Source organism: Providencia sp. R33, from assembly GCF_019343475.1.
Lineage (GTDB): Bacteria > Pseudomonadota > Gammaproteobacteria > Enterobacterales > Enterobacteriaceae > Providencia.
Genome location: NZ_CP072453.1, coordinates 4,187,402 through 4,202,232, shown reverse-complemented (window position 1 = coordinate 4,202,232; position 14,831 = coordinate 4,187,402). Strand labels below are relative to the sequence as shown.

Sequence of the window (14,831 nt, the reverse complement as noted above, 5' to 3'; positions counted from 1 at the left end):
GTTATCAGCCAAAAATCAATGAATTGATTTTTCTCGTTTATTTTCAAAACCAATCCAACCTGCAGTCAAACCTAATCGGTTTGACTGCAGTCTGAAAGGTCAGCCTCATGTGCTGACCTTTTGCTTTTTATCTAAATGAAATTATAAGAAAACGAAGAAAATCATTCCAACCACTGCCCCTGTTGTACCGAGGATAGTTTCCATTACTGTCCACGTTTTCAGGGTTTGTGCTTCTGTTGCACCGGTAAATTTACCGAATAACCAGAAGCCTGAGTCATTCACATGACTTAAAATAAGCGAGCCACCCGAAATACAAATCGCTAATGCAGCTAGCTGTGCGCCAGAATAGCCAAGCTCACTGATAACAGGTAACACTAAACCGACCGTTGTTAGACACGCTACTGTTGCAGAGCCTTGGATCACACGCACAGCGCCCGCTAATACAAAACACGCCACCGCAATCGGTAAACCCGCACCAATCAAAGAGTCACCCAGCGCAGGGCCAACACCTGAATCCACCAGAATTTGTTTGAATACCCCACCTGCACCGGTAACCAGTAAGATGATCCCAGCGGGTTGAATCGCTGCCGAGCAGATTTCCATCACTTTTTCTTTATTTAGGCCATAACGGAAACCTAAACCATAGATTGCCACCAAACACGCTAACAACAACGCAGTGAATGGGTGACCAATAAATTCTAGCCAATGTTCAGCGGTTGAATTCGCCTCAACAAAATGGGTTCCAATGGTTTTTAAACCGACAAGGACTAACGGGAATAACACTAAACATAAGCTGAATCCAAAACTTGGCATTTTGCCATGCTCTGTTTTCGGCGCTTGGTAATCCGCAGGAATATCAATATGGACAAACTTACTGATAAAACTCCCGAATAATGGCCCCGCTAAAATCATACTTGGGATAGCAGCACATAAGCCAATTAGGATCATCCAGCCATAATCCGCGCCCATTTGTGATGCAACAAGCATTGGCGTTGGCCCCGGCAGTAAGAAGGCTGCAGCCGCCGCGACCCCTGCAAATAATGGAATTGCCAAGCGAACAACGTTATGGCCAGTACGGTTAGCAACTGCAAAAACAACACCAATCAATAAGACAATTGCTACATCAAAAAACAGGGGTAAAGCACAGATAAGCCCTGCGATCCCCACAGCATAATGCGCACGTTTTTCACCGAACAGGTTAAGCAATTTATTAGCGACTTGGTCTAATGCGCCTGTTTCATGCAAAATTTTGCCAAACATGGCACCGAGTGCAACTACGATTGCCAAGAAGCCTAGAGTCCCAGCCATCCCTTTTTGCATGGTTTCAGTGATTTGTTGCACTGGCATCCCTGAAAATAAGCCAGCACCAATGGAGACAATCATTAAGGCTACAAAAGCATGTAAGCGTGCATACATCACTAAAAATAGCAGTAAGACAACGGAGCCCACTGCGGTGAGCACTAATGTCAGTGTACTAAGTGTTTCAACGGTATTCATACTGTATCTCCCGAAACAATCTGTGTAATCGTTGAGCAGGTATTACCGATGACGTCTTCAAGAGATTGACGAATATCCACAGCATGCACATCAGTTTCTGCTTCGTTAGGCTCTTCTAAGGTCGCAAATTGCGTTTTGAGCATTTCAGGTTTGAAAAAGTGCCCTTTACGCGCTTTGAGTCGTTCTTCTATCACGTTAGCATCGCCTTTTAAGTAGATAAAAAATAAGTTTTTATTATCTTCTCTTAAAATATTCCGGTATTTTTTCTTCAGTGCTGAGCACACGACTAACGAAATATCATTGGTTCTTTGCATCGCAAAAATGGCTTGATTCAATGCCTCCAACCAAGGCTGGCGATCTTCATCATTAAGGGCATGCCCTGACGCCATTTTTAAAATATTCGCTTTAGGGTGCAGAAAGTCACCATCTAAAAAAGCGGCTTGTAATTGCTGTGCAACACCGTTCGCCACAGCTGATTTACCGCTGCCCGATACCCCCATCAGGACAAAAGTGTAATTTTGTTTTTGGGTATCACTCATAGGAAACTCCTCAGACTTTATCGTTGTTCTATTCTTTTCATCATCCGGCATAATGTTACCGGTAACTTTGTTACGGGTAACATTATTATCAGTACGGATTTATTGCAATCAAATTGGCGAATAAGAGAACAGATCTGTGATGTTAATCTCAATCTGACTTTATTGAAGATAGGTGAAGAAAAAAGCAAAGCTAACGATATTGAAATTAGTTAACTACTACCTTTCGTATTCCTCTAAATAATTCGTGGTGTCGCTAGGCGGCAATCGAGCTAAGCCCTAGGAGCATACATAAGTATGTGACTAAAGTTGGTGGGTGCAGCCAATACTTTTAGTGAATATGCCGAAGTTTAGCTTTAAGGCTATATTAAACCACACTATTTTCCTAAATAATTCGAATTATAGGTAGGCGGCAAATTGAGGATATCTCAGGGAGCATACATAAGTATGTGACCTGAGTAGCCGAGAGCAGCCAATACTTTTAGTGAATACGCCGAAGTTTAGCTTTAAGGCTATATTAAACCACACTATTTCCCTAAATAATTCGAATTATAGGTAGGCGGCAAATTGAGGATATCTCAGGGAGCATACATAAGTATGTGACTAAAGTTGGTGAGAGCAGCCAATACTTTTAGTGAATACGCCGAAGTTTAGCTTTAAGGCTATATTAAACCACACTATTTCCCTAAATAATTCGAATTATAGGTAGGCGGCAAATTGAGGATATCTCAGGGAGCATACATAAGTATGTGACTAAAGTTGGTGAGTGCAGCCAATACTTTTAGTGAATACGCCGAAGTTTAGCTTTAAGGCTATATTAAACCACACTATTTCCCTAAATAATTCGAATTATAGGTAGGCGGCAAATTGAGGATATCTCAGGGAGCATACATAAGTATGTGACCTGAGTAGCCGAGAGCAGCCAATACTTTTAGTGAATACGCCGAAGTTTAGCTTTAAGGCTATATTAAACCACACTATTTCCCTAAATAATTCGAATTATAGGTAGGCGGCAAATTGAGGATATCTCAGGGAGCATACATAAGTATGTGACCTGAGTAGCCGAGAGCAGCCAATACTTTTAGTGAATACGCCGAAGTTTAGCTTTAAGGCTATATTAAACCACACTATTTCCCTAAATAATTCGAATTATAGATAGGCGGCAAATTGAGGATATCTCAGGGAGCATACATAAGTATGTGACCTGAGTAGCCGAGAGCAGCCAATACTTTTAGTGAATACGCCGAAGTTTAGCTTTAAGGCTATATTAAACCACACTATTTCCCTAAATAATTCGAATTATAGGTAGGCGGCAAATTGAGGATATCTCAGGGAGCATACATAAGTATGTGACCTGAGTAGCCGAAAGCAGCCAACACCCCTATAATTTGAAGTATGACGGGAAATAATTAGATGCTCTCGCCCGTGAGTAGAGAAAACCCCACATCAAAATGCGTCCCTGTTAACTTCTTACCCGTCATTCGTGCCAGCAATACCTCTGCCGCTTTACGCCCCATTTGGTCTCTTGGGGTAAGAATACTGGCCAATTTTGGTGTCATCACTTGTCCTACGTCGTGCCCGTGGAAACCTGAAATAGCTAAATCTTGCGGAATGTTAATCCCCAACCGCTGGCACTCAAATATTGCCCCAATGGCTAAGTCGTCATTGGTACAAAACAGGCCATCTGTATCGGGGTATTTTGCGCGACAATCATGCAATAGTTGTGCACCTAATGAATAGGATGAGCTGGCTTGTGTCATCACGTTACGCGGCTCAAGGTTGGCATCTAACATCGCTTGTTCGTAGCCTTTTAAGCGGATAAACGTTCGCTCATCATGCCTCGCCCCGATATACACCACTTTGTGACAACCTCGCTCAATCATGGCGTGCGTCATTTGGCGGGAAGCTTCAAAGTTATCAATCCCCACGGCAATATCTAAACAAGGGGAAACGCTGTCCATGATTTCAACAACAGGAATACCCGCCGTTTTTAACATCCGCAATGTGCGTTCAGTGTGCGTTCGCTCAGCCAAAATAACGCCATCGATATTATACGATAACAACGACGTGAGCCTTTCCTCTTCTTTTTCAGGCAAATAACCGTAGTGGGCTAGCATAGTTTGATAACCATGGCGGTCTGTGACTGCCTCAATACCACGGATCACTTCCGCAAACACTTGGTTGGTTAATGAAGGAAGCAGAACGCCAATCGCATGACTGGTTGCGTTCGACAAAATATCCGGCGCTTTATTAGGAATATAACCCAAGCTTTCGAGCGCTTCGGCAATTTTCTCGCGCAGAGGCTCTGAAACTTGCTCTGGGTTGCGTAAAAAACGGCTCACCGTCATTTTTGTGACGCCGACTTGGTCTGCTACATCCTGCAACGAGGGTCTTTTCTTCTTCATAAGTCCAAAGTGATATTTATTAAGTTAACTTTCTCTATGTTCAGCTATCTTTTTATTGATAGCAATGTTTGTTACTGATTTACATCACACAAATGTCGAGTTTTTCTAACAACTCAACTTTTCAGGTTGACTCTCCTGTATGACTCCGCTAATTTTCGCGCTATATAATTATTATCATAACGAGCGTATTCACATTTATTATGGCAATCAATCGTAGACAATTTCTTCAGTCCAGTGCCTTACTTGCTGCTTTCTACAGTTTGCCAAGTTTCGCTAGGGGTCAGCGCCTTGTTGAAGAAGCACTCTTTGGCAAGCTTCCTGCTGCAAACCATATTCAACGCGTTATCAGTTCAGGGCCGCCCTCTGATTTACTAATGTTTGCCCTTGCCCCTGAAAAAATGGTGGGGTTTGCCTCAATTTCATTGAAAAAAGGTCATACTGGGCTTTTTGCACAACAGTGGCTCGATTTACCGGTTTACGGCCGCTTAGCCGGTCGAGGCAGTACGCTATCGTTAGAACAACTTTTGTCTTATAACCCTGACTTGATTATAGACACTGGAAATATTGACGAAACTTATCGCTCACAAGCAGAGAAAGTGGCAAAACAGACCAACGTTCCCTATTTATTGATTGCTGGTGGGTTAAAAGACTCACCCCAACAACTCACTCAGCTTGGTGAAACACTTGGTGTTGAATCTCAAGCACAAAAACTCCACCAACTTGCCCTGCATTATCTGGATGATGCCACAGCCTTTGCGAATAAACCTCAACAAAAACCGTTAAGTTTTTACCTCGCTCGTGGAGCAAAAGGGCTGGAAACAGGAGCTAAAGGATCAATTCATACCGAAGCCATTGAAATGCTCGGTTTACGTAACGTCGTGGATATCCCCAATTTTCGTGGGCTAACCACCGTTTCCATGGAGCAACTCTATCAATGGAATCCTGACATCATTATAACGCAATATGATGAAGCCATTGAATTTATGACGACCTCCCCACTATGGAAAGGGTTAGATGCCATCACAAATCAGCAATTGCTTGTCTTTACGGGCATGCCATTTGGCTGGTTAGATGGCCCTCCTGGTGTCAACCGCCTGCTTGGCATGCGCCGTTTACAAAGCCACTTTGACGACCGTATTGCCGCGACGATAAAACAAGATATCGCTGAATTCTTTGAACTTTTCTATCATTCGCCATTAACCGCTGAACAGGTGGATTTACTGATGGAAAAATCATGAGTGGAATGATGAACAAAGGGGTTAAACCCTTATTATTGATTCTCATTTTATTCGTTAGCTTAGTGATTGCTTTAACGAGTGGTAAGTATTCACTTACCCTCGATGAACTGTACCGCCTATTTGCCAGTTTGTTTTCTTCTCAAGTTGATGTTAGCGATCCCCGTAATGAAACCGTTTTTTGGCAAATACGTTTTCCTCGCACATTAGCTGCAATTATTATTGGTGGGGGATTATCCATTGCAGGTGCCGCATACCAAGGCATGTTTCGCAACCCGTTGGTTTCCCCCGATATTTTAGGGGTATCAGCAGGCGCAGGTGTGGGGGCTGTTGTCGGGATTTTCTTCGGACAATCATTGATTTATATTCAATTAGCCGCCTTTATTGGGGGTTTAATTACCGTGGCTATAGTGTGCTTCATTGCGCGCCTTGCTCGTCAACACGACCCCATTTTATCGCTAGTCCTTGTGGGTGTCGCCATCAGTGCCATTTGTGGCTCCGCCATTTCACTAATGAAAATTTTGGCTGACCCTTACACTCAATTACCCTCGATTACATTTTGGTTATTGGGCGGGTTGTCATCTATTACGCAGGAAGACCTCTTGTCTGTATTGCCATTAATGTTAATAGGTATCATCCCCTTGCTGTTATTACGCTGGCGTATGAATTTGCTGAGCTTATCCGATGAAGAAGCTAAAAGCCTAGGGGTAAATGTGGGTTTAACCCGCGCTATCTTTATCGTCTGCGCCACGTTACTCACGGCAAGTGCGGTGTCCATTGCAGGTATTATTGGCTGGATAGGTTTGATTGTGCCCCATATTACGCGAATGATAGTGGGCGCTAACTTTCGCTACCAGCTCCCTGCATCACTAGCGATTGGAGCAATTATGCTGCTGATCACAGACACCCTCGCTCGAACCATCGCCGCTATTGAATTACCACTGGGGATCCTCACCTCTGCGGTGGGTGCACCGTTTTTTTTGGCGATTTTATTGCAAACAAGGCGGGTCAAATGAGCATAATGACCCTCAATAACGTTGCCATTGGCTATCACAATACCGCAATCATTGACGGCATCAATCTTTCCTTACCTGAAAAAGAAATTACTTGCCTGCTTGGTGCGAATGGTTGTGGCAAAACCACCTTAATGAGGACGATATTAGGCTTACTGCCTGCTATCCACGGCGATATTTTACTCAATAATCAGTCAATAAAAGCACTCAAGCAGCGGGATATCGCGAAAGTGATTGCTTACGTACCACAAGCTCACGATACGCCTTTTACCTTTACTGTATTAGATATGGTGATGATGGGCTTAACCCCACATATTTCCTTATTTTCTGTCCCCGGTGACGCCGAAAAAAACCAAGCACTTCAACAACTCGATCGGTTGAACATCCCTCACCTTGCGACTCGCCTTTACAGCACACTCAGTGGCGGCGAAAAACAGTTGGTCTTAATCGCCCGTGCATTAATTCAAAAACCCTTATTACTGATTATGGATGAACCTGCCGCTAGCCTCGATTTTGGTAATCAAATTCGCCTACTTGAGCAAATTGAAAAATTGAAAGCCCATGGCATGACGGTGTTGATGTCGACCCATCACCCACAACACGCCGCCGCCATCGCCGACAATGTCATTTTGCTGGATAAACAACAAAAAGCACGACAAGGCTTATCAAAAAGTATGTTAACACTTACTAACATGGCAGCTCTTTATAATGTGGATGAGCGCAGTATCCAAGCTCACTTCCAGCTTCCATCAACGTTTTCTTATTAAGGTCAGGGATCATGTTAATTAACCAAATTGATTTTTCTAAAATGTACCAAGAACATATGCAGCAAGCGCATAGAACTCGTAAAGAACCCGAGCATTGGGATAAAAAAGCCCAGCAAATGGCGCAAAATTGTGCCAATCCTAATGATCCTTATTTACTGCGCTTTCGTGAGCTGATGGATTTTACAGGCGCACAAACTTTGCTGGATGTGGGTTGTGGCCCTGGTTCGATTAGCCTGTGCCTCGCCAATGAGTTTAAAGAAGTCATTGGTATTGATTACAGCGGCGGCATGCTGGAAATGGCGCGGCTTCGCGCTAAAGAGCTCGGTATTACCAATGCTCACTTTAAACAACTCGCGTGGGAAGATAGCTGGGATACACTGCCCAAAGTGGATATTTCTGTCGCTTCCCGCTCAACATTAGTCGATGATTTAAAAGCAGCGCTACTTAAGCTCAACCGCCAAACAAAACTACGCGTTTACACCACGCATACCGTCAACCCAACCTTTATTGACGAACATATTATTCGTGAAATTGGACGTGAAATCATTCGGTTACCTACCTATATTTATGCAGTGAATATCCTGCACCAAATGGGCATCAATGCTCGGGTCGATTTCATAAAGAGCCCAAATAAAGGCGGCTTTGATAGCTTTGAAGCCTTTGTGGATAGCGTCAATTGGTCACTCAAAAATATCACACCAGAAGAAACTGATATTCTTCGCCGTTATTACGATGTTCAAACGGTATCAGGTAAAAAAATATCTTATCCATCAAGGGACTGGGCAATGGTTTCGTGGGATGTCGTGGATGAATCGGAACTTACACTATGATCTATCTACCTGATGCCCTAATTGACCAGCTTTTGTTAGACGACATTCAATATGGCGATTTAACCACTCGCGCCTTGGGGCTACACTCCCAGCTTGGCGTAATGACATTCGCCTCCAAACAGGGGGGCTGCGTTAGTGGTATTCACATTGCAAAACGCATGTTAGAAAAACTCGGTATCGAGTGTGAAAGTCTCTCTTATGATGGGCAACTTGTTGAACCACAGAGTGTTTTAATTCGTGCGACAGGGCCGATTGACGCCTTACACCAAGGCTGGAAAGCGGTGCAAAACGTCCTTGAATGGTGCGGGGGCGTCAGCCATTACACCCAGCAAATGGTTGCTATCTTGCGCCAGCATCAACCCAATGGACAACTTGCCTGTACGCGAAAAACCATTCCAAACACTAAGCCTCTTGCCTTAACTGCGATTTTGGCAGGGGGCGCCATTATTCACCGAACAGGCAGCGCGGAAAGTATTTTACTGTTTACGAACCATCGCCAATGCCTTGAAAATCCAGATGATTGGAATGCGCATGTACAAGCTTTGCGCCAAAATGCACCCGAAAAGTTAATCATTGTGGAAGCCGATGATTACCAACAAGCTGAACTTGCCATCAAAGCACAAGCAGATATTGTACAGCTCGATAAATTGCCAACAGAGCAAATTCAGCAATTACAGACACTGGCTAACGCGCAGAATCGCCCTTGTCAGCTGTCTTTAGCAGGTGGAATAAATTTAAAAACCATTGAGGAGTTTGCCAAGACAGGTGTGCCATTGTTGGTCACATCAGCGCCTTATTATGCAGCCCCTCGAGATATAAAAGTGAAAATTTTTAAGCAGTAACCTAAAAATCTGCGTTAAAAAAGCCATTCGCTAAAACAGCCTACCCCCGTAGGCTGCATTAACTTATGGCTAATGACGCACATCGTTATATAAAAAATAATATATCGCAATTAATGAAACTGGAAAGACATAATGAAAATAAAACAAATAACCTATTTGGTTGGGATGGCTTTATTCGCAGCACAGGGGCATGCCGCATCTGACCCTAAAGCAGAAAAAAATACTGACGTAATGTCTGTTTGGAGTACGCCGTTAGCAGCGGATGCCAATGTCATCACGGAAGAACAAATGAAGCAACTGAATAAAACTAACGTGGCGCAAGCACTGAGCACCATGCCCGGTGTTTCTATTCAAAAATCAGGCAACCGTAACGAAACACAGGTTAATGTGCGTGGCTTCGATAGCCGCCAAGTGCCTATCTTTTTTGATGGTATCCCAACCTATGTGCCTTATGACGGTACGTTAGACTTAGGCCGCTTTATGACTAGCGAGTTGGCGAGTGTTGAGCTTTCGACGGGTTATACCTCGTTACTGCAAGGGCCAAACTTGATGGGTGGTGCGATTAACTTAACCACCGCAACACCGAAAAAACCATTTGAAGCCAATATCAGCTTAAACCAAGGCTTTGCCCGCGGTGCAGATAATGCCCACAATATCAGTGCTCGCTTGGGTGGCCGCAATGACTTAGGGTTTATTCAAGTCAGTGGTAGCCAGTACAAGCAGCGTTTTATGGGGATCCCTAGCTCCGAGAATGACAACCCATTAGCGGGAAGCAATGGACGCCGTCCTAACTCTGCAACAGATGACAAACGGATGATGGTCAAGGTGGGTTGGACACCACGTGAAGCCGATGAGTATGTTGTAACCTATCTTAAACAAGATGGTGACAAGAACAGCGCACCAAGTGTCACGAATACGAAACAGCAATATTGGCAATGGCCCGCTTACGATAAAGAAAGCATTTATTTTAATGGGACAACCCAAGTCACTGACGGCATAGCCCTACAGAGCCGCTTTTACCACGACACCTTTAAAAATACCTTGCACCAATACAAATCTGTCAAAGATTACGAAAAAGGTATCTATAACTACAGCCGTTACGATGACTACAGCAATGGCGCCGATATGCGTGTTGATTTCACCGTACGTGAACTCGATATGTTGTCATTCGCCGCACACTGGAAAGAAGACGTTCACCGCGCTCGCGCACGAAAAGATGTGCCATTTGACCGCTATAAAGACAATACCTATTCCATTGCTACAGAATATCAATGGGTCGCCACTGATAATTTAGATATTATCGGCAGCATTGGTTATGACTGGCGCAAAAGCGCTGATGGTAAGCGTTATGATTATAACAAGGGAAATTTCGAAAAATACGATGGTAATAACCAACATGCCTTTAACTGGGAAGCCATGGCACGTTACCACTTAGCGAACGAAGACACAGTACAATTCTCTATTTCTGAAAGAAGTCGTTTCCCAACACAAAAAGAACGCTATACCAAAGAAAAAATGAAAAGTGACGATACCTTCGTCATTAACCCGCATATTGATGCAGAACGCGCTCTAACCTATGACTTAACCTATAAAGGGCATATCAACCCGAAATGGTCATATACTTCCAGCGTATATTATAACCACGTTACGGATGCCATCATGGCACACCGCATAGGCGTTAATAAAAATGGCGGCTATATACTTGAGAACCGCAATAGCGGAAAAGTTGATTATTTTGGCTTAGATTTAGGAACCACGGGTGAAGTAACTGACTGGATGGAAGTTGGTTTAAGCTATGGTTATATCCATGCCGACCCTAAACACTACAGCGTCAAACACGTTACTGAACTGCCAACCCATAAAGCCTTTGCTTGGGTGAAATTCACCCCTTATGAACCGTTTAGCATTACAGTGACTGAAGAAGCCAGAAGCTGGGCATTTAATTATGTGGATAATGACAGCAAAGTACGTGGATTTGCCAAAACTGACCTACGTTTAGATTATGACTTAGGCCATGGTGTTTCCGTCAATACTTCAGCAAATAACCTATTTGATAAATCTTATGAATATACAAATGGCTATATTGAAGATGGTCGTAACTATTGGTTAGGTATTGAATATAAATACTAACTTCACAATATTAGGCAGAGATGCGATCCTTTGCCAAATATTTGTTAGGCGTTAATCAACGCTTCGGATTTACGCACAAGCACTTAGGAATTATCCCATTCAGTAGGATAATTCCTAACATTGATAATTTGACAGTTTTTTAGTTTGTTTTAACATCATAAAGGATTATAGACCGATATAAAAAACCACAAAACTGAAAGGCGCAGTTTTAAGTAACACCCAACCTATCAAATCAATAATTTTGCTCACTGGTGGCAAAATTGCTCATCTCACAATACTTGCAGTTAATGAGTTCCCTATTTAAACTATAAGCATAAAAACTAAAGATACATTTTAAATTTTTCAAAATTAACTTAAATTAATTAGCTACATTTTTTGTAGCTATGTTATTTCATATTATAATTTAGAGAGAGCACACGGCGTTTATGAATGAAATACATAATTATATTATTGATGAACAATATATTTTCGAACAGAAAACAAATTCTATTTATAAAAAAATTGACCGAAATCAAAATATAGAACTATCAAAACCCGCTGCGCGATTATTTAATGAAATAATAATATTAAATCTAAAAAAAGGAATTGCTACGCGTGATGAATTGCTCACTAATGTTTGGGAAGAATATGGCTTAGTGGGATCAAATAATAATTTAAATACTTACATCAGTGAAATCCGAAAAAAACTTGAATTACTCGGCCTTGATCCTAAATCAATTGTCACTGTACCTAAGAAAGGATTTCGAATTGACAACCGAATCTCTGTTCATGAGAGCGATAGTGTCACGAATAACAATCAAAATGATGAAGAAATACATTATTATCAAGAAAAATTAGACCAAATAGAAAACTCTACTTCTAATATTCCATTAAAAGAAATAATGGCGGTCTCAGAGAATCCAAATATTGCTATGATTTCAACAATGGAAAAACCATTTGAGGTTACTATTGAAAACCTTGATAAAGAAGCTAAGCATTACAAGTCAATATTCAAAAATAAGAAAATGAATCGTGATTTTATAAAGTTTATATTATTAGCAATCTCAGCACTTGCCATTAGCTACATAATACATATATTTATTTATCATTCAGCGTCTAATGAAGCTGAAAAAAACCAATATATTACAATTAGTTCACATGGGAAATGCACCATACAAGCACCTCAAGATATGGCAGGAAAAATGACTGATGAAAATATCAGTTTCGTTACTGCAAAATTAGATAAATACAGCATATCCTGTAATAAAGAAAAACGCATTATTCTTTTATCTGATTTAAATAGAACGTATTCTTTTGATAAAAACTTTTCCATTAGTGTCTGTAAAGGTGCTAACAGTACACATGATTGTGTCTCAATCAACGATCAGAGAATTTAAATGAAAAAATATTTTATTGTGGCTATCGTTTTAGTTGCTACCGCAACAGTCGCCTACTACAATTTAAGTAATGAAAAAAACGACATTCAATTTTGTCATTCTGAATTAGTTTGGATCAAAGATAACGGCACTCAAGATGGGCTTAACTTAAAATCAAAAGTTACGATACAACTTTCTGAGGATAATCATGGCAGAATAAATATGTATGGCAATATAAAAAACCAAGAGAATACCTATCGGCTAGATAGAGCTATTTATTTCGATTATCAACAAGTTGACTTAAAAGGTAATTATATTATTAATTTTACCTCATCATCAATTACATCATCTGATAATACACCATACAATGTGTTTGCTAATTTTATTCAATTAGAACAAGATAAAATAAAGTACTATGTAAATATCAAAAAAATGGCAGACAATGTTTATATTCTAAAAGATGAATCTTACTCCTCTTTTACTTGTCATATACAATGATAAAAATTTACTTTAAAAGTAGGAAGAAAACCAATATGGAGAATCATTTTTAACATCATTTAACAGGCTGCAGATAAATAGGCTAAGATAGGAAATCTACGTTGTGCCCAAATATCGTCAATTTTGGTATCTCATCTGAGCTACCCGCGCCGCCAATCTCCACTTGGTACAAAATTGCATGATTAAATCACCATGATTATCACTGCAATAATCTCGTACGCCTGATGATAATTTAAACAAAACTCAATGCCTTTATTGCCATTTTTGTTAATAAGGTATTTTTCACTATCTTGATGATCCCTTTGAGTAGCAAGGCACTTTCAGTATCAAAAATATGGTAAACTTATAAACAGTCAATATTTGCTTTTTTCGAAGTTGGAGTCAGTTAAATGAAAAAAATGAGTGAAGATAAGATACTTGTGATGGCAGAGCGCATTTGCCAATCAAGGGGTGTTAGATTGACTCCACAGCGAGAAACTGTGCTGCGCCTTATTGCACAGCAGCATGGCGCTATAAGTGCCTATGATTTATTAGATTTGTTACGTGAAGTTGAACCGCAAGCGAAGCCCCCTACCGTTTACCGTGGGCTTGAGTTTTTAATGGAGCAAGGCTTTATTCACAAAATCGAGTCAACCAACAGTTACGTCGTTTGCCACCACTTTGATAACCCCAGCCATATTTCAGTGATGTTAATCTGCGACCATTGTGGCAGTGTGACAGAAAGTGATTGCGCAACAATAGAAGCCGCGATTATCAGTTTGGCAGAAACAAACCAGTTTCGTTTAAGGCATACTGTGGTTGAAAATCACGGCTTATGTAAAAACTGTGATGAAGTCGCTAGCTGCCAAGATCACACTCACTGTAGCCATGACCATGACCAACCTGTCGTCACAAAGAAAAAGTAACGAATGTGGCTGTGGAATTTATGCTGTTGTTTATGGCTTATGTAAAAAAAGAATAAGAGAAGTAATATCAAGAAAGGATGTAAAAAACAAGAACCAAGTAAAGCAGGCAGATCTCTATATATAATGTGAAATCTGCCAGCAATCATGGAAAAATCAAACAAGCAGCACGCTGCTACCTACCTGATAATCTAAGAATTAATACCAATCGCTATTTCGGATCACGCCAACAGCCAAGCCTTCAATAGTGAAGCTTTGTTCGCGTAAATCGACCACAATCGGTGCAAAATCTGGGTTTTCAGCAATTAATTCAACACGATTACCTTGCTGTTTAAAACGTTTAACAGTCACTTCATCGTCAATACGCGCCACAATAACTTGCCCGTTGTGCGCATTTTGTGTTTTATGAACTGCTAATAAGTCACCATCCATAATACCTATATCTTTCATCGACATACCATTCACACGTAATAGGAAATCCGCATGAGGTTTGAAGAGTTCTGGATCAACTTGGTAGTGACTTTCGATATGTTCTTGCGCTAATAAAGGTTCGCCAGCGGCAACACGCCCGATCAACGGCAACCCTTGATCGTCAGGCTCTTCTTCAAGAAGAAGACGGATACCCCGTGATGCCCCAGAAACAATTTCAATTACACCTTTTCGTGCCAAGGCTTTTAAATGTTCTTCTGCCGCATTAGGCGAACGAAAACCAAGGCTTGCTGCAATTTCAGCACGTGTAGGAGGCATACCTGTTTGCGAAATGTGGTCACGCACCAGATCGTAAACCTGCTGTTGTCGAGCCGTCAGTGCTTTCATCCCGT

At 41.4% G+C, this 14,831-nt stretch carries 13 protein-coding genes; 9 read left to right on the top strand and 4 right to left on the bottom strand.

Annotated features, from left to right (window positions below):
* Positions 1 to 141: 141 nt before the first annotated feature.
* The 3 genes from gntU to gntR all read right to left on the bottom strand — a co-directional run bounded on the left by gntU (position 142) and on the right by gntR (position 4,438).
* On the bottom strand, positions 142 to 1,497 hold the full coding sequence (gene gntU, locus J6836_RS19645; protein ID WP_219245519.1) for a gluconate transporter: 1,356 nt from the start codon (positions 1,495 to 1,497) through the stop codon (positions 142 to 144).
* Complete coding sequence (gene gntK, locus J6836_RS19640) at positions 1,494 to 2,036, bottom strand: gluconokinase (RefSeq protein WP_219245518.1); 543 nt, start codon at positions 2,034 to 2,036, stop codon at positions 1,494 to 1,496. The genes gntU and gntK overlap by 4 nt, the downstream gene beginning before the upstream one ends.
* Before the next feature lie 1,406 nt (positions 2,037 to 3,442).
* On the bottom strand, positions 3,443 to 4,438 hold the full coding sequence (gene gntR, locus J6836_RS19635) for a gluconate operon transcriptional repressor GntR (protein WP_219245517.1): 996 nt from the start codon (positions 4,436 to 4,438) through the stop codon (positions 3,443 to 3,445).
* Positions 4,439 to 4,638: 200 nt separating this feature from the next.
* On the opposite strand from gntR, the gene J6836_RS19630 reads away from it, so the two are divergent.
* From J6836_RS19630 to zur, 9 genes are all read left to right on the top strand, one after another.
* Complete coding sequence (locus tag J6836_RS19630) at positions 4,639 to 5,676, top strand: ABC transporter substrate-binding protein (protein ID WP_219245516.1); 1,038 nt, start codon at positions 4,639 to 4,641, stop codon at positions 5,674 to 5,676.
* Between the two features lie 8 nt (positions 5,677 to 5,684).
* Positions 5,685 to 6,689, top strand: coding sequence for a FecCD family ABC transporter permease (locus tag J6836_RS19625; protein WP_219249560.1), 1,005 nt, complete (start codon positions 5,685 to 5,687; stop codon positions 6,687 to 6,689).
* On the top strand, positions 6,686 to 7,453 hold the full coding sequence (locus tag J6836_RS19620) for an ABC transporter ATP-binding protein (protein WP_219245515.1): 768 nt from the start codon (positions 6,686 to 6,688) through the stop codon (positions 7,451 to 7,453). Before J6836_RS19625 ends, J6836_RS19620 begins: the two co-directional genes overlap by 4 nt.
* Positions 7,454 to 7,464: 11 nt before the next feature.
* On the top strand, positions 7,465 to 8,283 hold the full coding sequence (locus J6836_RS19615) for a class I SAM-dependent methyltransferase (RefSeq protein WP_219245514.1): 819 nt from the start codon (positions 7,465 to 7,467) through the stop codon (positions 8,281 to 8,283).
* The gene (modD, locus tag J6836_RS19610; protein ID WP_219245513.1) at positions 8,280 to 9,125 is read left to right on the top strand and encodes a ModD protein; all 846 of its coding nucleotides are present in this window, start codon (positions 8,280 to 8,282) and stop codon (positions 9,123 to 9,125) included. The genes J6836_RS19615 and modD overlap by 4 nt, the downstream gene beginning before the upstream one ends.
* Positions 9,126 to 9,257: 132 nt before the next feature.
* Positions 9,258 to 11,255 carry a TonB-dependent receptor plug domain-containing protein gene (locus J6836_RS19605; RefSeq protein ID WP_219245512.1) on the top strand — a complete coding sequence of 666 codons (1,998 nt, stop codon included), beginning with the start codon at positions 9,258 to 9,260 and terminating at the stop codon, positions 11,253 to 11,255.
* Positions 11,256 to 11,680: 425 nt separating this feature from the next.
* Positions 11,681 to 12,631, top strand: a complete 951-nt coding sequence (locus tag J6836_RS19600) for a winged helix-turn-helix domain-containing protein (protein WP_219245511.1) — start codon at positions 11,681 to 11,683, stop codon at positions 12,629 to 12,631.
* Positions 12,632 to 13,108 carry a FidL-like protein gene (locus J6836_RS23240; RefSeq protein ID WP_219245510.1) on the top strand — a complete coding sequence of 159 codons (477 nt, stop codon included), beginning with the start codon at positions 12,632 to 12,634 and terminating at the stop codon, positions 13,106 to 13,108. It begins immediately after the preceding gene.
* A gap of 389 nt (positions 13,109 to 13,497) precedes the next feature.
* Entirely contained in the window at positions 13,498 to 14,013 is a 516-nt protein-coding gene (gene zur, locus J6836_RS19590; protein WP_219245509.1) for a zinc uptake transcriptional repressor Zur, read from the top strand.
* Positions 14,014 to 14,208: 195 nt separating this feature from the next.
* Here zur and lexA read toward each other — a convergent pair whose 3' ends face one another.
* Positions 14,209 to 14,826 carry a transcriptional repressor LexA gene (lexA, locus tag J6836_RS19585; protein WP_219245508.1) on the bottom strand — a complete coding sequence of 206 codons (618 nt, stop codon included), beginning with the start codon at positions 14,824 to 14,826 and terminating at the stop codon, positions 14,209 to 14,211.
* Positions 14,827 to 14,831: the final 5 nt, after the last annotated feature.

What these genes read in the sequence shown, in the direction of transcription:
- gntU (WP_219245519.1), bottom strand. Translation starts at nt 1,497, where the DNA reads ATGAATACCGTTGAAACACTTAGTACACTGACATTAGTGCTCACCGCA.
- gntK (WP_219245518.1), bottom strand. Translation starts at nt 2,036, where the DNA reads ATGAGTGATACCCAAAAACAAAATTACACTTTTGTCCTGATGGGGGTA.
- gntR (WP_219245517.1), bottom strand. Translation starts at nt 4,438, where the DNA reads ATGAAGAAGAAAAGACCCTCGTTGCAGGATGTAGCAGACCAAGTCGGC.
- J6836_RS19630 (WP_219245516.1), top strand. Translation starts at nt 4,639, where the DNA reads ATGGCAATCAATCGTAGACAATTTCTTCAGTCCAGTGCCTTACTTGCT.
- J6836_RS19625 (WP_219249560.1), top strand. Translation starts at nt 5,685, where the DNA reads ATGAACAAAGGGGTTAAACCCTTATTATTGATTCTCATTTTATTCGTT.
- J6836_RS19620 (WP_219245515.1), top strand. Translation starts at nt 6,686, where the DNA reads ATGAGCATAATGACCCTCAATAACGTTGCCATTGGCTATCACAATACC.
- J6836_RS19615 (WP_219245514.1), top strand. Translation starts at nt 7,465, where the DNA reads ATGTTAATTAACCAAATTGATTTTTCTAAAATGTACCAAGAACATATG.
- modD (WP_219245513.1), top strand. Translation starts at nt 8,280, where the DNA reads ATGATCTATCTACCTGATGCCCTAATTGACCAGCTTTTGTTAGACGAC.
- J6836_RS19605 (WP_219245512.1), top strand. Translation starts at nt 9,258, where the DNA reads ATGAAAATAAAACAAATAACCTATTTGGTTGGGATGGCTTTATTCGCA.
- J6836_RS19600 (WP_219245511.1), top strand. Translation starts at nt 11,681, where the DNA reads ATGAATGAAATACATAATTATATTATTGATGAACAATATATTTTCGAA.
- J6836_RS23240 (WP_219245510.1), top strand. Translation starts at nt 12,632, where the DNA reads ATGAAAAAATATTTTATTGTGGCTATCGTTTTAGTTGCTACCGCAACA.
- zur (WP_219245509.1), top strand. Translation starts at nt 13,498, where the DNA reads ATGAAAAAAATGAGTGAAGATAAGATACTTGTGATGGCAGAGCGCATT.
- lexA (WP_219245508.1), bottom strand. Translation starts at nt 14,826, where the DNA reads ATGAAAGCACTGACGGCTCGACAACAGCAGGTTTACGATCTGGTGCGT.